Annotated in this window: 31 protein-coding genes; 30 read left to right on the top strand and 1 reads right to left on the bottom strand. The window is 56.8% G+C overall.

Features of this window, described 5'->3' with window-relative positions; all coding sequences use genetic code 11:
• The 30 genes from ACURWW_RS09245 to rplQ all read left to right on the top strand — a co-directional run.
• The coding region (locus ACURWW_RS09245; RefSeq protein ID WP_445616971.1) for an EF-Tu C-terminal domain-related protein at positions 1–342 on the top strand (342 nt) is incomplete at its 5' end.
• 89 nt (positions 343–431) lie between these two features.
• Positions 432–818, top strand: coding sequence for a DUF4389 domain-containing protein (locus tag ACURWW_RS09250; protein ID WP_445616972.1), 387 nt, complete (start codon positions 432–434; stop codon positions 816–818).
• A gap of 195 nt (positions 819–1,013) precedes the next feature.
• On the top strand, positions 1,014–1,325 hold the full coding sequence (rpsJ, locus tag ACURWW_RS09255; protein ID WP_445616973.1) for a 30S ribosomal protein S10: 312 nt from the start codon (positions 1,014–1,016) through the stop codon (positions 1,323–1,325).
• Positions 1,326–1,450: 125 nt separating this feature from the next.
• Positions 1,451–2,110: a 50S ribosomal protein L3 gene (gene rplC, locus ACURWW_RS09260; protein ID WP_445616974.1), complete on the top strand. Its 660-nt coding sequence runs from the start codon at positions 1,451–1,453 to the stop codon at positions 2,108–2,110.
• Between the two features lie 20 nt (positions 2,111–2,130).
• Complete coding sequence (gene rplD / locus ACURWW_RS09265; RefSeq protein ID WP_445616975.1) at positions 2,131–2,745, top strand: 50S ribosomal protein L4; 615 nt, start codon at positions 2,131–2,133, stop codon at positions 2,743–2,745.
• The gene (gene rplW / locus ACURWW_RS09270) at positions 2,742–3,041 is read left to right on the top strand and encodes a 50S ribosomal protein L23 (protein ID WP_445616976.1); all 300 of its coding nucleotides are present in this window, start codon (positions 2,742–2,744) and stop codon (positions 3,039–3,041) included. The genes rplD and rplW overlap by 4 nt, the downstream gene beginning before the upstream one ends.
• A gap of 59 nt (positions 3,042–3,100) precedes the next feature.
• Complete coding sequence (rplB, locus tag ACURWW_RS09275) at positions 3,101–3,928, top strand: 50S ribosomal protein L2 (protein ID WP_445616977.1); 828 nt, start codon at positions 3,101–3,103, stop codon at positions 3,926–3,928.
• 30 nt (positions 3,929–3,958) lie between these two features.
• Positions 3,959–4,234 (top strand): 30S ribosomal protein S19, encoded by a 276-nt coding sequence (rpsS, locus tag ACURWW_RS09280; protein WP_445616978.1) that lies wholly within the window; start codon positions 3,959–3,961, stop codon positions 4,232–4,234.
• 52 nt (positions 4,235–4,286) lie between these two features.
• On the top strand, positions 4,287–4,619 hold the full coding sequence (gene rplV / locus ACURWW_RS09285) for a 50S ribosomal protein L22 (RefSeq protein WP_445616979.1): 333 nt from the start codon (positions 4,287–4,289) through the stop codon (positions 4,617–4,619).
• 13 nt (positions 4,620–4,632) lie between these two features.
• Positions 4,633–5,322, top strand: a complete 690-nt coding sequence (rpsC, locus tag ACURWW_RS09290; protein ID WP_445616980.1) for a 30S ribosomal protein S3 — start codon at positions 4,633–4,635, stop codon at positions 5,320–5,322.
• Positions 5,323–5,388: 66 nt separating this feature from the next.
• Complete coding sequence (gene rplP / locus ACURWW_RS09295) at positions 5,389–5,802, top strand: 50S ribosomal protein L16 (RefSeq protein ID WP_445616981.1); 414 nt, start codon at positions 5,389–5,391, stop codon at positions 5,800–5,802.
• Positions 5,802–5,993 carry a 50S ribosomal protein L29 gene (gene rpmC / locus ACURWW_RS09300; protein WP_445616982.1) on the top strand — a complete coding sequence of 64 codons (192 nt, stop codon included), beginning with the start codon at positions 5,802–5,804 and terminating at the stop codon, positions 5,991–5,993. The genes rplP and rpmC overlap by 1 nt, the downstream gene beginning before the upstream one ends.
• Positions 5,993–6,283 carry a 30S ribosomal protein S17 gene (gene rpsQ / locus ACURWW_RS09305; protein WP_445616983.1) on the top strand — a complete coding sequence of 97 codons (291 nt, stop codon included), beginning with the start codon at positions 5,993–5,995 and terminating at the stop codon, positions 6,281–6,283. The genes rpmC and rpsQ overlap by 1 nt, the downstream gene beginning before the upstream one ends.
• A gap of 58 nt (positions 6,284–6,341) precedes the next feature.
• Positions 6,342–6,710, top strand: coding sequence for a 50S ribosomal protein L14 (gene rplN, locus ACURWW_RS09310; RefSeq protein WP_445616984.1), 369 nt, complete (start codon positions 6,342–6,344; stop codon positions 6,708–6,710).
• Positions 6,711–6,764: 54 nt separating this feature from the next.
• Positions 6,765–7,076 carry a 50S ribosomal protein L24 gene (gene rplX / locus ACURWW_RS09315; protein WP_445616985.1) on the top strand — a complete coding sequence of 104 codons (312 nt, stop codon included), beginning with the start codon at positions 6,765–6,767 and terminating at the stop codon, positions 7,074–7,076.
• 57 nt (positions 7,077–7,133) lie between these two features.
• Positions 7,134–7,673, top strand: a complete 540-nt coding sequence (rplE, locus tag ACURWW_RS09320; protein ID WP_445616986.1) for a 50S ribosomal protein L5 — start codon at positions 7,134–7,136, stop codon at positions 7,671–7,673.
• 30 nt (positions 7,674–7,703) lie between these two features.
• Positions 7,704–8,009 (top strand): 30S ribosomal protein S14, encoded by a 306-nt coding sequence (rpsN, locus tag ACURWW_RS09325; RefSeq protein WP_445616987.1) that lies wholly within the window; start codon positions 7,704–7,706, stop codon positions 8,007–8,009.
• A 29-nt stretch (positions 8,010–8,038) separates the two neighbouring features.
• Positions 8,039–8,431: a 30S ribosomal protein S8 gene (gene rpsH / locus ACURWW_RS09330; RefSeq protein WP_445616988.1), complete on the top strand. Its 393-nt coding sequence runs from the start codon at positions 8,039–8,041 to the stop codon at positions 8,429–8,431.
• 82 nt (positions 8,432–8,513) lie between these two features.
• Entirely contained in the window at positions 8,514–9,047 is a 534-nt protein-coding gene (gene rplF, locus ACURWW_RS09335) for a 50S ribosomal protein L6 (RefSeq protein WP_445616989.1), read from the top strand.
• Between the two features lie 13 nt (positions 9,048–9,060).
• Positions 9,061–9,411: a 50S ribosomal protein L18 gene (rplR, locus tag ACURWW_RS09340; protein ID WP_445616990.1), complete on the top strand. Its 351-nt coding sequence runs from the start codon at positions 9,061–9,063 to the stop codon at positions 9,409–9,411.
• Positions 9,412–9,427: 16 nt separating this feature from the next.
• Entirely contained in the window at positions 9,428–9,934 is a 507-nt protein-coding gene (rpsE, locus tag ACURWW_RS09345; RefSeq protein ID WP_445616991.1) for a 30S ribosomal protein S5, read from the top strand.
• Between the two features lie 99 nt (positions 9,935–10,033).
• Positions 10,034–10,216 carry a 50S ribosomal protein L30 gene (gene rpmD / locus ACURWW_RS09350; RefSeq protein WP_445616992.1) on the top strand — a complete coding sequence of 61 codons (183 nt, stop codon included), beginning with the start codon at positions 10,034–10,036 and terminating at the stop codon, positions 10,214–10,216.
• An 89-nt stretch (positions 10,217–10,305) separates the two neighbouring features.
• Complete coding sequence (gene rplO, locus ACURWW_RS09355; RefSeq protein WP_445616993.1) at positions 10,306–10,749, top strand: 50S ribosomal protein L15; 444 nt, start codon at positions 10,306–10,308, stop codon at positions 10,747–10,749.
• Positions 10,750–10,786: 37 nt separating this feature from the next.
• Positions 10,787–12,127: a preprotein translocase subunit SecY gene (secY, locus tag ACURWW_RS09360; RefSeq protein WP_445616994.1), complete on the top strand. Its 1,341-nt coding sequence runs from the start codon at positions 10,787–10,789 to the stop codon at positions 12,125–12,127.
• A gap of 52 nt (positions 12,128–12,179) precedes the next feature.
• The gene (gene rpmJ, locus ACURWW_RS09365) at positions 12,180–12,296 is read left to right on the top strand and encodes a 50S ribosomal protein L36 (protein ID WP_445616995.1); all 117 of its coding nucleotides are present in this window, start codon (positions 12,180–12,182) and stop codon (positions 12,294–12,296) included.
• Positions 12,297–12,495: 199 nt separating this feature from the next.
• On the top strand, positions 12,496–12,852 hold the full coding sequence (gene rpsM, locus ACURWW_RS09370; RefSeq protein ID WP_445616996.1) for a 30S ribosomal protein S13: 357 nt from the start codon (positions 12,496–12,498) through the stop codon (positions 12,850–12,852).
• Positions 12,853–12,920: 68 nt separating this feature from the next.
• Complete coding sequence (rpsK, locus tag ACURWW_RS09375; protein WP_445616997.1) at positions 12,921–13,313, top strand: 30S ribosomal protein S11; 393 nt, start codon at positions 12,921–12,923, stop codon at positions 13,311–13,313.
• 14 nt (positions 13,314–13,327) lie between these two features.
• Positions 13,328–13,948: a 30S ribosomal protein S4 gene (gene rpsD, locus ACURWW_RS09380; protein WP_445616998.1), complete on the top strand. Its 621-nt coding sequence runs from the start codon at positions 13,328–13,330 to the stop codon at positions 13,946–13,948.
• 67 nt (positions 13,949–14,015) lie between these two features.
• Positions 14,016–15,017: a DNA-directed RNA polymerase subunit alpha gene (locus ACURWW_RS09385; RefSeq protein WP_445616999.1), complete on the top strand. Its 1,002-nt coding sequence runs from the start codon at positions 14,016–14,018 to the stop codon at positions 15,015–15,017.
• 69 nt (positions 15,018–15,086) lie between these two features.
• The gene (gene rplQ / locus ACURWW_RS09390; protein ID WP_445617000.1) at positions 15,087–15,494 is read left to right on the top strand and encodes a 50S ribosomal protein L17; all 408 of its coding nucleotides are present in this window, start codon (positions 15,087–15,089) and stop codon (positions 15,492–15,494) included.
• Between the two features lie 92 nt (positions 15,495–15,586).
• On the opposite strand, the gene ACURWW_RS09395 is transcribed toward rplQ, so the two are convergent.
• On the bottom strand, positions 15,587–16,507 hold the full coding sequence (locus ACURWW_RS09395) for a lysophospholipid acyltransferase family protein (RefSeq protein WP_445617001.1): 921 nt from the start codon (positions 16,505–16,507) through the stop codon (positions 15,587–15,589).
• Between the last annotated feature and the right edge of the window lie 163 nt (positions 16,508–16,670).

The raw sequence follows: 16,670 nt of genomic DNA on the forward strand, positions 1-16,670 counted from the left end.
ACCAAGCGCGAAGACGTCGAGCGTGGTCAGGTCCTGGCCGTACCGGGCTCAATCACCCCGCACACCAAGTTCGAGTGTGAAGTGTACGTTCTGTCCAAGGAAGAAGGTGGTCGTCACACCCCGTTCTTCAAGGGCTATCGTCCCCAGTTCTACTTCCGTACCACGGATGTGACCGGTGCGTGTGAACTGCCGGAAGGTACCGAGATGGTAATGCCCGGCGACAACGTGGCCATGACTGTCACCCTGATCGCCCCGATTGCGATGGAAGAAGGCCTGCGCTTCGCAATCCGCGAAGGTGGTCGCACCGTCGGCGCCGGCGTGGTATCCAAAGTAATCGAGTAAGACACAGTCCGAGCCATTGGGGGCCGCCAGCAGCGTTTCGCTCTGGCGGCTTTCGAAGCGGCTGCTGCGGGTAGAATAAGGAGAGACTAATGGACGACGAGATCAAGGGCAGACTTTCTTCCGGGGAGACCTGGCTGAGGTTGCTGTTTATCCTCGTTTTTGGTTTCTTCGCAACCGTAGCAACGTGGTTGATTTGGCTGGTGGCGGCTGGGCAGTTTCTGTTTTCCGTTTTTGCTGGTCGAACCAATGACAACCTGAGTGCGTTCGCTGACACATTGGTTGCCTACGTGGCGCAGGCTTTCTCCTACGTGACCTACCGGACCGACGAAAAGCCCTTCCCGTTTGCACCGCCGCCCAGGGATATTGTGGTCCAGGGGGTGGCTCGAGCCGCGGCCAGCTCATCGTCTTCGGGGTCGTCCTCGAAGGGAGAGGGTTCCGCGAAGGCGGAGTCGCCTGTCGACGACGAGTCTGCGTAAGCAGGGTCGGCGCAACCGCAAAAGTTTGAAAATAAACCGTTTTCAGGCTGCATGAGTCGCTAAATAATATCCAGGCGACGCTTGACAGTCCCAGGGTGGGTCTATAAAATCTCGCCTCCTTTCGCCGGCCCCCCAGGCGGAACGGGTGGCTATGATCCCGAATTTATTAAAAATTTAGTGTGGAGTTGGGTATAAATGCAGAGTCAGCGAATCAGGATCCGGCTAAAGGCCTTCGATCACAAACTCATTGATGCGTCGACTGAGGAGATCGTTGAGACTGCCAAGCGCACTGGTGCCCAGGTTCGCGGCCCCATTCCGCTCCCCACGCGAAAAGAACGCTTTACCGTATTGATCTCGCCCCACGTTAACAAGGATGCGCGCGACCAGTACGAGATTCGCACTCACAAGCGAATGATGGACATTATCGAGCCCACGGAAAAAACGGTAGACGCACTGATGAAGCTGGATCTGGCGGCAGGCGTCGAAGTCCAGATCAGTTTGGGTTAATCGATTTTCCCGCCGGTTGGCGGGAGTCGAACAAGTGCCTCAAGCGATTTTGAGGTGATTGTGTAACGCTCTGAAATGGGCGGCCATAGCGGGTAAGAGCCCCGTACACTGAGAGGTTAACAACAATGACGATTGGTATAGTCGGTCGTAAGAGCGGCATGACCCGCGTTTTCACCGACGACGGTGACTCCATTCCTGTAACTGTGATTGAGGTTTCTCCCAATCGCATCACCCAGGTCAAGAATACTGAAACCGATGGCTACAACGCTGTGCAGATTACAGTGGGTGGCCGTCGCGCCTCCCGGGTGGTCAAGCCCGCTGCTGGTCATTTTGCAAAAGCGAACACCGAAGCTGGCGCCAAGCTGTATGAGCTGCGTAACGACGCCGGCGATGAGTTCAGTGTTGGCGCCGAGCTGACGGTAGACGGTTTTTCCGCTGGTCAGATGGTGGACATCACGGGTTCCTCCAAAGGTAAGGGTTTTGCTGGCGCCGTGAAGCGTTGGAATTTCCGCACTCAGGACGCCACCCACGGTAACTCGCTGTCTCATCGCGCTCCCGGATCTATTGGTCAGTGTCAGACCCCTGGTCGGGTTTTCAAAGGCAAGAAGATGGCTGGTCATCTGGGTGCCGAGCGAGTCACGGTTCAGAATCTGGAAGTGGTTCGAGTCGACGCCGAGCGTAATCTGCTGCTCGTCAAAGGCGCGGTTCCCGGAGCTCCCGGTGGGCATGTGATTGTCCGTCCGGCTGTGAAAGCTCGCAACAAAGCCACAGCAGCTCAAGCCTAAGTATCCGAGGGGAATCGACTATGGAACTGAATATAGCGACGCCTGAGGGCACGAAGGGAACCGTTAGTGTTTCCGAGGCTGCGTTCGGCAGAGAATTCAATCAAGATCTGGTGCACCAGGCGATCACGGCCTACTTGGCTGGTCAGCGCCAGGGTACAAAAAAGCAGAAGACCCGTTCTGAGGTGTCCGGCGGCGGCAAGAAGCCCTGGCGTCAGAAAGGGACCGGCCGTGCGCGCGCTGGTACCATCCGCAGCCCGATCTGGCGTGGGGGCGGTGTGACCTTTGCCGCGACTCCGCGGGATCACACCCAGAAGCTGAACAAGAAGATGTATCGCGCCGCGCTGCGCTGCATTCTTTCCGAGCTGAACCGTTTGGAGCGCCTGGTGGTGGTCGAAGACTTTGCGGTCGATGAGCCCAAAACCAAAGGTCTGATGCAGAAGCTCGCGCAGTTTGATCTGTCCGATGTGCTGATCCTGACAGAAGAGGTCAGCAAGAATTTGTACCTGGCCGCGCGCAACCTGCCCAAGGTTGATGTGCGCGACGTACATGGCATCGATCCAGTCAGTCTGGTTCGCTTTGACAAGGTGCTGATCACTGTGTCTGCCCTCAAGAAGGTTGAGGAGTTGTTGGGATGAACCAGGAAAAGCTTTACAAAGTATTGATTGGGCCGGTCGTATCCGAGAAGGCTTCGATTGCCGCCGAGCAAGGCAACCAGGTGGTTTTTCGAGTTGCCCGGGACGCAGACAAGCGTGAGATCAAGGCGGCGGTTGAGACCCTGTTCAAAGTATCCGTTGAGCAAGTGCGGGTGCTGAACAAAAAGGGTAAGACCAAGCGAACCCGGTACGGTCTCGGCCGGCAGAACGCCACGAAGAAAGCATACGTGCGCTTGGCGGAAGGGCAGGATATCAATTTTGAGTCCCTGGGCGCATAGGGCGTCCGCCGCTTTCCGGCTCATGAATTCACCGAATTAGTGCGATAGGTATTGTTGCAATGGCAATCGTAAAACGTAAACCCACCTCGGCAGGCCGACGTTTCGTAGTCAGTGTCGTCAACCCTGACTTGCACAAGGGTGCGCCTCACGCCCCCCTGGTGGAGAAGAAAAGCAAAACCGGCGGCCGCAACAATGCGGGCCGAATTACCACCCGACACGTTGGTGGCGGCCACAAGCAGCACTACCGACTGATCGATTTCAAGCGCAACAAAGATGGTATTCCCGCAAAGGTCGAGCGTCTTGAGTACGACCCGAACCGAAGCGCAAACATCGCACTGGTGTGTTACAGCGACGGCGAGCGCCGCTACATCATCGCGCCGAAAGGTTTGAGCGCTGGCGACAAGATCGAGTCCGGCGAGCAGTCGGCGATCAAGGTCGGCAACACGCTGCCCATGCGCAACATCCCGGTGGGTAGCACCGTTCACTGCATCGAAATGAAGCCGGGCAAAGGTGCGCAGATGGCACGATCCGCCGGCACCTCCGCACAGTTGGTGGCGCGGGAAGGCGCCTACGTAACGCTGCGTCTGCGCAGCGGCGAAATGCGCAAGGTTCTGTCCGAGTGCCGTGCAACCATTGGTGAGGTGTCCAACAGTGAGCACAGCCTGCGATCCCTCGGTAAAGCGGGTGCAGCGCGCTGGAGAGGCGTTCGTCCCACGGTTCGCGGTGTTGCGATGAACCCGGTTGACCACCCGCATGGTGGTGGTGAAGGGCGTACCTCGGGTGGTCGTCATCCGGTCAGCCCCTGGGGTACTCCGACCAAAGGCCACAAGACTCGCAAAAACAAACGTACCAACAACATGATCGTTCGTCGTCGAGGCAAGAAGTAAGCCCAAGAACTGATTTGAGAGGATAGCTCAGTGCCAAGATCGTTAAAGAAAGGTCCGTTTATCGACCTGCATCTGTTCAAAAAGGTGGAAGCCGCAGCAGCTGCAAATGATCGTCGTCCGATCAAGACCTGGTCGCGTCGTTCCATGGTGATGCCGGAAATGGTAGGTCTGACCATTGCCGTTCATAACGGTCGCCAGCACGTACCGGTTCTGATCAATGAGGAAATGGTTGGGCACAAGCTCGGCGAATTCGCTGCAACCCGCACTTATCGCGGACACGCGGCTGACAAGAAAGCGAAGCGCTAACAGAGTGTAATCGGGTGCCGTTCTTCAATGGGCCCAAAAAGGTGAAATCAAGATGGAAGTAGCAGCAAGATTACGTGGTGCACAGATCTCCGCCCAGAAGGCGCGGTTGGTTGCCGATCAGATCCGCGGTAAAAGCGTTGAAGAAGCGCTGGATCTGCTGACCTTCAGCGCCAAGAAGGGTGCAGCGATCGTGAAGAAGGTGCTGGAATCCGCCATCGCCAACGCCGAGCACAACGAAGGTGCCGACGTGGACGAATTGAAAGTATCCACCATTTTCGTGGATGAAGGCCTGACAATGAAGCGGATCAGGCCGCGAGCAAAAGGTCGAGCGGATCGTATTCTGAAACGCTCCTGTCACATTACAGTTAAAGTAGCCGACCAGTAAGAGAGCGGGCATTATGGGTCAAAAAGTTCATCCAACCGGTATTCGACTAGGCATCGTCAAGAAGCATACCTCAACCTGGTATGCCGATCGCGACGAATACGCAGACAAGCTGTACACCGATCTCAAGGTCCGCGAATACATTCAGAAGAAGCTGGCTCATGCCTCAGTAAGCCGCGTTGAGATTGAACGGCCCGCTAACACTGCGCGCATCACCATCCACACTGCCCGCCCCGGTATTGTGATTGGAAAGCGAGGCGAGGACGTCGAAGCGCTTCGCGGTGAAGTGAGCCGGCAGATGGGTGTACCGGTTCACATCAACATCGAAGAGATTCGCAAGCCGGATCTGGATGCGTCGCTCGTGGCGCAAAGTGTTGCATCGCAGTTGGAGCGCCGCGTGATGTTCCGTCGTGCCATGAAACGCGCGGTTCAGAACGCGATCCGGCAGGGCGCCGAGGGTATCAAGATCCAGGTAAGTGGCCGCCTTGGTGGCGCGGAAATCGCGCGGACCGAATGGTATCGTGAAGGGCGGGTTCCGCTGCATACCTTGCGGGCCGACATCGACTACGCAACTGCCGAAGCGTCTACTACCTACGGCATCATCGGCGTGAAGGTCTGGATCTTCAAAGGCGAGATCATTGGCGGAATCGAGCCCGTCGAGGCCGCGCCCAAAAAGCGTGGAAGCAAGCGAGCTGCCGCCGAATAGCATTCATTGATAACACTTTTCCAGGTGGAGTTCCCCTGGAAGGGCACGGGTATTAAAGGCTAAACAATGCTGCAACCTAAACGTACCAAATTCCGTAAGCAAATGAAGGGTCGGAATCGCGGTCTGGCCGAACGCGGTTCCAAGGTTAGCTTCGGCGAATTCGCTCTGAAAGCAACGGGGCGTGGCCGAATCACCGCCCGGCAGATCGAGGCGGCTCGACGAGCAATGACCCGCCACGTTAAGCGCGGTGGCAAAATCTGGATTCGTATTTTTCCGGACAAGCCAATTACCAGTAAGCCTCTGGAAGTTCGTCAGGGTAAGGGTAAGGGTAACGTGGAGTATTGGGTTGCCCAGATTCAGCCCGGACGCGTCCTTTACGAGATGGAAGGCGTGTCGGAAGAGCTGGCACGGGAGGCATTTGAGCTGGCAGCGGCGAAGCTGCCATTGACTACAACTTTCGTGAAACGGTCGGTGATGTAATGAAAGCTACAGAGCTTCGCGAAAAATCAGTTGAGGATCTCAACAAGGACTTGCTGGCGCAGTTGGAGTCCCAGTTCAAGCTGCGTATGCAGAAAAACACGGGCCAGCTCAATCAGTCGCATTTATTGAAAGAGACGCGTCGGGACATTGCGCGCATCAAAACCGTATTGAGAGAAAAGGCAGGTAAATAATGGCTGATGCACCCGTTGAAACACCGCTTGATAATGGCGCAAAGGCCCGCACACTGACCGGCCGCGTAGTTAGCGACAAGATGGACAAGACTGTTACGGTCCTGATCGAGCGTCGAGTGAAGCACCCGCTCTACGGCAAGTACGTGAGCAAGTCATCCAAGGTCAAGGCGCACGACGCCGAGAACGAATGCCGCACCGGCGACCTGGTGACCATTTCCGAATCCCGCCCGATCTCCAAGAGCAAAACCTGGCGGCTGGTGCGGATCGAAGAGCGGCCTGCTCGGGTATAGGTTTTAGAAGAATTGAAAGTGCCCGTCGGGCACGTGCTGGAGTTTTCGGAGAGCGACGATGATTCAGACAGAGAGTTACCTAGATGTTGCAGATAACAGCGGGGCCCGCCGCGTTATGTGTATCAAGGTATTGGGCGGTTCTCATCGCCGCTATGCCTCCGTGGGTGACGTTATCAAGGTCACCGTGAAGGAAGCGATTCCGCGCGGCAAGGTTAAGAAAGGTCAGGTGATGAAGGCGGTCGTGGTTCGCACGCGCAAGGGTATTCGCCGCAAGGACGGATCCCTGATCAAGTTCGACGACAACGCGGCAGTGCTGCTGAATCAACAGGAAGCGCCGGTTGGTACTCGAATTTTTGGACCTGTCACTCGCGAACTGCGTGGCGACAAGTTCATGAAAATCATTTCATTGGCCCCTGAAGTTCTGTAGCAACCGAAGAAGGGCCTGCGACGAAGAAGAAGCTCTTCGAGGAATAAGTGGGATATGCGCAAGATTAAACGTGAAGATGAAGTGATCGTTATCGCCGGCCGTGACAAGGGCAAGCGCGGTAAGGTAACCAAGGTGCTCGCAGATAATCGTGTGATTGTTGGCGGCATCAACATTGTCAAAAAGCACCAGCGACCGAACCCCCAACTCGGCGTGCCTGGCGGCATTATCGAGAAGGAGGCCCCGATTCAGGTTTCCAACGTTGCGATTTTCAATCCGAGCACCAAGAAAGCTGATCGCGTTGGTTTCAAGGTCGAAGACGGAAAGAAGGTGCGCATCTACAAGTCCACAGGCGAACAGCTCGCCTAGTAATAGGTGCAATTGAAGCGATATCGTTGGACAAACGCAGTGGTCGGATGAGAACTCATGGCTAGGTTAAAAGAATTGTATTTCAAAGAGTTGATGCCGAAGCTCCAAGAAGAGCTGAACATCAAGAACGTGATGGAAGTGCCCCGCATCACCAAAATCACCTTGAACATGGGTGTCGGCGAAGCGGTGGGTGATAAAAAGATCCTGGAGAACGCCGTCGGCGATCTGCAGAAGATCTCTGGCCAGAAGCCGATCATCACAAAGGCGCGCAAATCCATCGCGGGCTTCAAAATCCGTGACGGATGGCCGATCGGAGCCAAGGTGACGCTTCGCAGTGAACGGATGTATGAATTTCTGGATCGCCTGGTCAGCATCGCCATCCCCCGGGTCCGGGACTTTCGCGGCATCAGCCCGAAGCAGTTCGACGGACGTGGCAATTTCACCATGGGTGTCAACGAGCAGATCATCTTCCCGGAAATTGAGTACGACAAAATCGACAAGCTCCGCGGCATGGATATCTGTATTTCGACGACAGCTCGCAATGACGACGAAGGCCGGGCTCTACTGCGGGCGTTTAACTTTCCGCTTCGCACCTAATCGCAGCACATAAGAGATCAAGGTAAAGATATGGCTAAAAAATCAATGATTGCCCGCGAAGTTAAACGCGCAAAACTGGTAACGCGGTACGCGGCCAAGCGGGCTGAGCTGAAAGCTATCATTGCGAATCCCGAATCCAATGACGAGCAGGTTTGGGAAGCCAACATGCAGTTGCAGAAGTTGCCTCGGGACTCAAGCCCTTCGCGGCGCCAGCGTCGCTGCCGCCTGACTGGCCGGCCCCACGCTGTCTATCGCAAGTTTGGTCTGGCGCGCAACAAGCTGCGCGAAGCGGCGATGCGTGGTGATGTGCCGGGCCTCGTGAAATCCAGCTGGTAAGCCATCGGCCCTGAAGGAGAGCAAAGAAAATGAGTATGCAAGATCCAGTAGCCGACATGCTTACCCGCATTCGCAATGCGCAGCAAGTAGGCAAAGCGACCGTAACAATGCCGTCTTCAACCCTGAAGGTGAACATCGCGCGCGTTTTGAAAGAAGAAGGTTACGTTGTTGATTTCAGCGTCAGTGAAGCCGCCAAACCCGAGCTTTCGGTTGAGCTGAAGTATTTCCAGGGCAAGCCGGTTATCGCGGAACTGTCACGTGCCAGCCGCCCCGGACTTCGTGCTTATGCTGGGAAAAATGGACTGCCCTCAGTTCGCGGCGGCCTGGGTGTGGCCATTGTGACCACCAGTAAGGGCGTCATGACCGACCGCGCTGCGCGTGCCGCAGGCGTAGGTGGCGAGGTGCTCTGCACAGTTTTCTAAGGTTTGAGCGGGATCAATCATCCATGGGCCGTCAAGGTGGCTCTCGATAGGCTCTCGTAATTGGGTTTTTGGGAATCAAATCATGTCACGTATTGCAAACAGTCCAGTCCGCTTGCCGTCGGGCGTGGAAATTACTCTGAACGGGCAGGAAGTTGCTGCCAAGGGTAAAAACGGCGCCTTGAGCATGACCGTCCACGAAAGCGTGCAGGTCGTGCAGGAAGATGGCGAGCTTCGCTGTTCCGGCCGCGACAACGCTCAGAAGTCAACAGCGATGGCGGGCACCATGCGTGCATTGCTGAGCAATCTGGTGACAGGTGTTTCGGAAGGCTTCGAGCGAAAGCTGCAACTGAACGGTGTGGGCTATCGGGCCAAGGCTGCAGGGCGTACGCTGAACCTGACACTGGGCTTCTCGCACCCCATTGATTACGAGATCCCGGAAGGTGTGAGCGTTGAAACGCCCAGCCAGACTGAAATCGTATTGAAGAGCGCCAACAAACAATTGTTGGGACAGGTGGCTGCGGAAGTGCGTGCGTTCAGGCCGCCGGAGCCGTACAAGGGCAAGGGTGTGCGGTACGCTGATGAGCAAGTACGCCGCAAAGAAGCCAAGAAGAAGTAGGTAGGGTCGCGAAATGATCGATAAAAAACAGTCTCGTTTACGCCGCGCGCGCAGAGCCCGTGCGAAGATTCGTGAGCTGGGTGCGACTCGGCTGACAGTCCATCGCACTCCGCGCCACATTTACGCTCAGATCATCTCCGCAGATGGCGGCAAAGTTCTGACCAGCGCCTCCACCCTGGACAAGTCCTTGCGGGAAGGTAAAACCGGCAACTCCGACGCGGCCAAGGCCGTCGGTACTCTCATTGCAGAGCGCGCGAAAGCGGCGGGTGTAAGCCAGGTTTCTTTCGACCGCAGCGGATTCCGCTACCACGGTCGGGTTAAGGCGCTTGCAGACGCTGCACGCGAAGCAGGTTTGGAATTCTAAAGGTTGAATAGACGCTATGGCATTTAAGAAAGAAGACTCGAACACCGAGGGCCTCCAGGAGAAGCTGGTTGAGGTCAACCGCGTGGCGAAGACAGTGAAGGGCGGTCGCATTTTCGCCTTCACCGCTTTGACCGTTGTCGGCGACGGCAATGGCAAGGTCGGCTTTGGACGTGGCAAGGCGCGCGAAGTGCCGCTGGCGATCCAGAAGGCCATGGAAGCTGCGCGCCGGAATATGATCCAGGTGGAACTGAAGGGCGACACCATTCAGTATCCAACCAAAGGACGCCACGGAGCATCGAAGATCTTCATGCAGCCAGCACTGCCAGGTACCGGGGTCATTGCGGGGGGTGCCATGCGTGCTGTGCTCGAAATTGCCGGCGTTCAGAACGTACTGGCCAAATGCTATGGCTCAACGAACCCAGTGAACGTGGTGCGTGCGACATTCAACGCACTCACCGAGATGGCTTCTCCGGAATCCGTGGCCGCCAAACGCGGCAAGGCCGTGGAGGATATCGTAGGCTAGAAACTGACAGCGTACGGGTTTGGCCCGGCCGCATAAATCGTCGGGGGCGGTCCGCGAACCGGCCCGCGTGGTCTTAATCTACTGTACAAAGAATGCGCTATGGCTAAGAAAACCATCACAGTGACTCAAGTAAAAAGCACGGCAGGTCGCCTGAAATCCCACCGTGCCTGCGTTGCAGGCCTTGGCCTGCGCCGCATTGGCCACACCGTGGAAGTGGAAGACACTCCTTCGGTCAGGGGAATGATCAACAAGATCACCTACATGGTGAAGGTGGACGCCTAACAGCAGCCAGGGCAGCCCAGTCGGCACCCGCTGCTCATACTCTGCGTTGGTGCAGAGCGTAACAAATTCTCGATTGAGGACACACAGCAATGGAACTCAATACAATCAGCCCGGCGCCCGGTCACAAGCACAGCAAGAAGCGCGTTGGCCGTGGCATTGGTAGCGGTCTGGGCAAGACCGGTGGCCGCGGCCACAAGGGTCTGAAGAGCCGATCCGGCGGTACGGTTAAGCCCGGTTTCGAAGGCGGCCAGATGCCCCTGCGCAAACGTCTTCCCAAGTACGGCTTCAGCTCACGTGTTGGCCGTACAATGGAAGAGGTTCGCCTGGCGGAGCTCAATAAGGTTGACGCGGAAGTGATCGATCTGGCGGCCCTGAAGGCGGCCGACATCATCCGCGAGAGCGCCACCCGTGCGAAGGTCTTCCTCTCCGGGGAGATCACCAAGGCCGTGACTATCCAGGGTCTGGGTGTAACGAAGGGTGCGAAAGCAGCGATCGAAGCTGCTGGTGGCAAAGTTATCGCAAGCGAAGAGTAAGAGCGTCCGCTGCGGCGGTGCTCAGTAAGAGGTCGACATGGCAAAACCGGGCAAACTGCCGGGCAGCACTCCGAAAGGCTTGAGCGAGCTCTGGGCTCGCCTGCGTTTTGTGTTTCTGGCCATTCTGGTTTATCGCATTGGCACTCACATTCCGGTTCCTGGCATCGATCCGGAACAGATTGCGGCGCTGTTCAATCAGAATCAGGGCACCATTCTGGGCATGTTCAACATGTTCTCGGGTGGTGCGGCTGAGCGCATGAGTATCCTGGCGCTCGGGATCATGCCGTATATCTCTGCCTCCATCATCATGCAGATCATGACGGCGGTGACGCCTTCGCTGGAGCAATTGAAAAAGGAAGGCGAGCAGGGGCGGCGCAAGATCACCCAGTACACCCGTTACTTTACGGTGCTACTGGCGACCGTACAGGGTTTCGCCATGTCGGTGGCGTTCTCGGGGCAGGCCTTTGGCGGAACGCCAACCTTCGCCTTCTATTTCGTAGCCACTGTATCCCTGGTGACCGGCGCGGTCTTCATGATGTGGCTCGGGGAACAAATCACCGAACGCGGGGTAGGAAACGGGATATCCCTGCTTATCTTCGCAGGCATCGTGGCCGGCTTCCCGGTCGCGGTGGGCCAGATGTTTCAGAGCGCCCGGGACGGTGACACGCACATCCTGCTTGTTCTCGGCATTGCGATCCTGGCCATCGCCATTGTCTGGTTCGTGGTCAGGGTAGAGCGCGGTCAGCGCAGAATCACTGTGAACTATGCGAAGCGCCAGCAAGGCCGGCAGCAGTTCGCGGCGGCCCAGAGCAGCCATTTGCCGCTCAAGGTCAACATGGCCGGGGTTATTCCGGCGATTTTCGCCAGCAGTATCGTACTGTTTCCTGCTACCTTGACCCAATGGTTCGGGCAGGGCGGGGAAGGTTTCGTGAGTAACCTGTTGCAGGACATATCCCTGGCTATGTCGCCCGGATCTCCGCTGTACCTGCTGTTGTTCTCGGGTTTCATTATTTTCTTCTGCTTCTTCTATACGGCCTTGATGTTTAACCCCAAGGAAGTGGCGGACAACCTGAAGAAATCCGGCGCTTACGTGCCGGGCATCCGGCCAGGGGAGCAGACCGCTCGCTACATTGATGGCGTGCTGACGCGCCTGACCGTGGTCGGCTCCATTTACATTGCGGCCATCTGTTTGTTGCCTCAGTTTCTGATAACAGGCATGAACCTCCCGTTTTACCTGGGAGGTACCTCGCTGCTGATCGTGGTTGTGGTCGTGATGGACACGTTCTCGCAAGTACAATCGCACATGATGTCGTCGCAGTACGAGTCACTCATGAAGAAGGCGAACCTCAAGAACTACGGCAGTGGTGTTGCGCGCTGATTGACGCCGCGACTGGTTAATGACTTTGTTGAATATTTTTGGGATGTAAGAAATGAAAGTCCGAGCTTCTGTCAAAAAAATGTGTCGCAACTGCAAGATGGTTCGTCGCAAGGGCGTTCTGCGTGTAATTTGCAGCGCCGAGCCCCGGCACAAGCAGCGCCAGGGATAAGCCTTGTTGACCCGAGCCGCTGAAGCGGGTGCGAAACGCAAAGCGCTGGGCCCCTGCGGCCCGTGCTTGATTTATCATGCCAATATCGCTATCCTTTCGCGCCTTTTCCACCGGGGCCCGGTTCTGGGCTGCCCGGTAACGCAGATTGGCTGGGTTTGATCAAAAAGCAACCTATTTGAATAGAGTCTGGAGAAGTTGAATGGCCCGTATCGCCGGTGTCAATGTACCCGATAACAAACACGCCGTAATCGCCTTGACGTATGTCTATGGCATCGGTCGCCCTACGGCCAAAAAGATCTGTGCCGGCAGCGGCGTGAGCGAAACCGCCAAAATCGCCGATCTTTCCGAAGCCGATTTGGAAGCGATCCGGGGCGAGATTGCCAAGATTACCGTAGAAGGTGATCTGCGCCGTGAAGTGTCCATGAACATCAAGCGTTTGATGGATCTGGGCTGCTTCCGAGGCATTCGGCATCGCCGCAACCTGCCGGTTCGCGGTCAGCGCACCAAGACTAATGCACGCACCCGAAAAGGTCCGCGCAAGCCGATCAAGAAGTAAATTTCCATTCGAATGTCGGCCGCTATGGGTGGCCGATTGTTGAGCGCCCGATTTAGGAACGTATTGCAATGGCAAAGCCGAGTAAACAAGCACCCCGAAAAAAGGTGAAGAAGACGGTTGTCGACGGTGTGGCGCACATCCACGCCTCGTTCAACAATACCATCGTCACCATCACTGACCGTCAAGGTAATACCCTCAGCTGGGCGACCTCTGGCGGTTCAGGGTTCCGGGGCTCGCGAAAGAGTACTCCGTTTGCGGCCCAGGTGGCAGCAGAACGCGCCGGGGAGGCTGCCAAGGATTACGGACTGAAGAACCTCGACGTAGAGGTGAAGGGGCCCGGACCGGGTCGTGAATCTGCAGTGCGCGCTCTGAATAACGTTGGTTACAAGATAACCAACATCGTTGACGTGACGCCTATTCCGCACAACGGTTGTCGTCCGCCGAAAAAACGTCGCGTATAAGAGGACATCGAGTAATGGCACGATACAGAGGACCGAGATGTAAGCTTTCCCGCCGGGAAGGGACTGATTTGTACCTGACCAGTGGTGTGCGTCCCATCGACTCCAAATGCAAGATCGAAGCCGCGCCCGGCCAGCACGGCCAGCGCCGGGGACGATTGTCCGATTACGGCGTTCAGCTGCGCGAGAAGCAGAAGGTGCGACGTCTGTACGGCATTCTGGAAAAGCAGTTCCGCAGCTATTATAAGCAAGCGGTACGCCTCAAGGGCGCCACGGGTGAGAACCTGTTGAAACTGCTGGAATCCCGTCTGGATAACGTTGCCTATCGCATGGGCTTTGGCGCCACTCGGGCCGAAGCGCGGCAGTTGGTTAACCATAAAGCACTGCTGGTCAATGGTCGGGCTGTCAACATCCCGTCCTACCAGGTTCAGACCGGCGATGTGATCACCGTTCGTGAAAAAGCAAAGAAGCAGCTGCGCATTCAGAATTCCATAGCTGTTGCCTCCCAGCGTGGCGAGGTCGAGTGGATTGACGTGGACACGAGCAAGCTCGAGGGCACGTTCAAGCGGGTACCTGATCGCAGTGATTTGCCTGCAGAAATCAATGAGAACCTCATCGTTGAGCTTTACTCGAAGTAAGCCCTGACTGGGACCTTACCAACGAGAACATGCTCAACAAAGGGATAAATCGCTAACAGGTGTGGCTATGCAGACTGCTGTAAACGAATTTCTTACTCCTCGTCATATTGATGTGACCGAGACCAGCCCGACCCGTGCGAAGGTCGTGTTGGAGCCGCTGGAGCGCGGTTTTGGACACACACTGGGCAATGCACTGCGACGCATCCTGCTTTCTTCCATGCCTGGCTGCGCCATTATCGAGGCGGAGATCGAGGGCGTTTTGCACGAGTACGCAAGTATCGAGGGCGTACAGGAAGACGTAATCGAGATCCTGCTCAATCTGAAGGGTGTTGCCATTGTCCTCCATGGCAAAGATCGCGCAACGCTTTCCCTGAAGAAAAAAGGCCCGGGTGTTGTAACCGCTGCCGACATTCAGCTGGACAACGATGTGGAAGTGAAAAACCCGGAACACGTCATCGCCAACATCACGGGTAATGTTGAGCTGAACATGACTCTTACCGTTGCGCGCGGACGTGGCTATCAGCCGGCCGATGCTCGTCGCAGCGAAGAAGATGAGACCCGCGCTGTGGGACGTCTGCAGCTCGACGCGTCCTACAGCCCGGTCAAGCGTCTCGCCTACAACGTGGAGAGCGCGCGTGTTGAACAGCGCACCGACCTCGACAAGCTCGTCCTCGATCTGGAGACCAACGGTACGATTGATCCCGAGGAGGCAATTCGTCGCGCTGCCACCATCCTGCAGCAGCAGCTGGCTGTGTTTGTGGACCTGGAAGGCGAAAAGGAATCCGAACCCGAGCAGAAGGAAGAGGAGATCGATCCGGTCCTGCTGCGTCCGGTCGACGATCTGGAGCTTACGGTTCGCTCCGCCAACTGCCTGAAGGCGGAGAATATCTACTACATCGGTGACCTGATCCAGCGTACTGAAGTAGAGTTGCTCAAGACCCCGAACCTTGGCAAGAAGTCTCTGACCGAGATCAAGGACATCCTGGCGTCCCGCGGCCTGTCCCTGGGAATGCGCCTGGAAAACTGGCCACCGGCCAGCCTGAAAAATGACGAGAAGCTGGCCCATTAAGTCAGCTTCGTAATAACAGCCGTCGCGGCTCGGCGCCGTGGTTTAGAAGGTATTAGAAGGTAAAAGATCATGCGACATCGTCACAGCGGACGAAAACTGAATCGCAACAGCTCCCATCGCAAGGCCATGTTCCGCAACATGACTGCGTCTCTGGTAGAACACGAGCTGATTAAAACCACCTTGCCGAAAGCCAAGGAACTGCGTCGCTACGCGGAGCCCTTGATTACTCTGGCGAAGGAAGACAGCGTGGCCAACCGCCGGCTGGCGTTCTCCCGCCTGCGTAACAAGGACGCTGTGGGCAAGTTGTTCGCAGACCTCGGTCCCCGGTTCGAGGGTCGCCCCGGAGGCTATCTGCGGGTACTGAAATGCGGCCTGCGGCCCGGCGACAAAGCGCCCATGGCCTACGTGGAACTGGTCGGACGCACCGAGCGGGGCACTGCGGAAGAACTGGCAGCGGATCAGGAAGCTTCCGAGTAAGCCCACACTGCTGCGATCGAAATGAGAATACCGGCCTTTGTGCCGGTATTTTTTTGCCTGCGGTTTGGCGGGCGTGAGAATCCAGAAAGCCGTTAGCGGTATGGGGATGGCTGGGAGGGATCGGGACGTTTTCTGAAACGGGGATAAACCCAGTGGAACTGGGCGGGAGCCAGGGCAATGCAGGCTTCAATGGCCTCGTTCAGCGAGCGTGCTGCGAGTTCGGGGTCGCCGCCGTGCTGGTTCTCGACGTTGCCGAAGTGAACTTCAAAGCCTGTTCGGGTGCGTATGACAGCAGCCGTCAGAACACGCGCCCGGTTCTTTCGCGCCAGCGAAGAAATCAAGGTGCCTGTGAGGGCCGGTCTGCCGAAGAACGGTGCGAACACACCCATCTCCTCGGTGGGATTGTGATCCGGCAAGAGGCCCACGACCTTGCCCGCTTTGAGTTGCTTGTACAGAAGACGAATGCCCCGCGCGTCCGTGGAGGCCATGACTGTGCCATTGCGCGAGCGCTGACGCCGGAGAAACTCGCTGAAGCCCGGGTTCTTTTCGTCGGGTTTGTAAAAGCAGGCAAACTCCCGGTCCCGGGTGACGAACGGCCCCATCACTTCCCAGTTGCCCAGGTGCGGTATAGCGAGAATTACCCCGCGCTCATCGGCCACGGCCTGCTCGTACAGCTCCGGATTTTTCACCTCGACGTAGCCCAGAATCTTTTCCGTCGGCCAGGTCCAGATTGCGCCCGTCTCCATGAACCATGAACCGATTTGCCGGAAGCTTTCTTTGACCCGTTCTTCCTTTTCCCTTGGCGACAGCTCGGGGAAGCAGATGTCCATGTTCACCCGGGCGATGTGGACCCGCTTCTTGCCCAGTTTGTAGTAGATCATGCCCAGGCGCCGGCCAATGCTCCGGGCCACCGGCAGCGGCAGCCAGGACATAGTCGTGAACAGCGCGTCGAACAGGCGTGCGGAGGCTCGATGCTGCTTGGGGGTTTCGCTGGTTTGGACATCAAAGGGCATATGGAACGAGATCTCGCGTTCAGGTCTGATGGTGGGCGTACCCATTGTAATCGGTTTGTGATGGCGCCCGGCGGTTCAGTGTTGCGTCCATTCCGCTATGGGCACAGAAGATGCCGGCCCGGCAACTCCGAACCGTCGCGAGGATGAGGCGAGGACTGCGCCT

The sequence above is a fragment of the Gilvimarinus sp. F26214L genome, assembly GCF_054401055.1.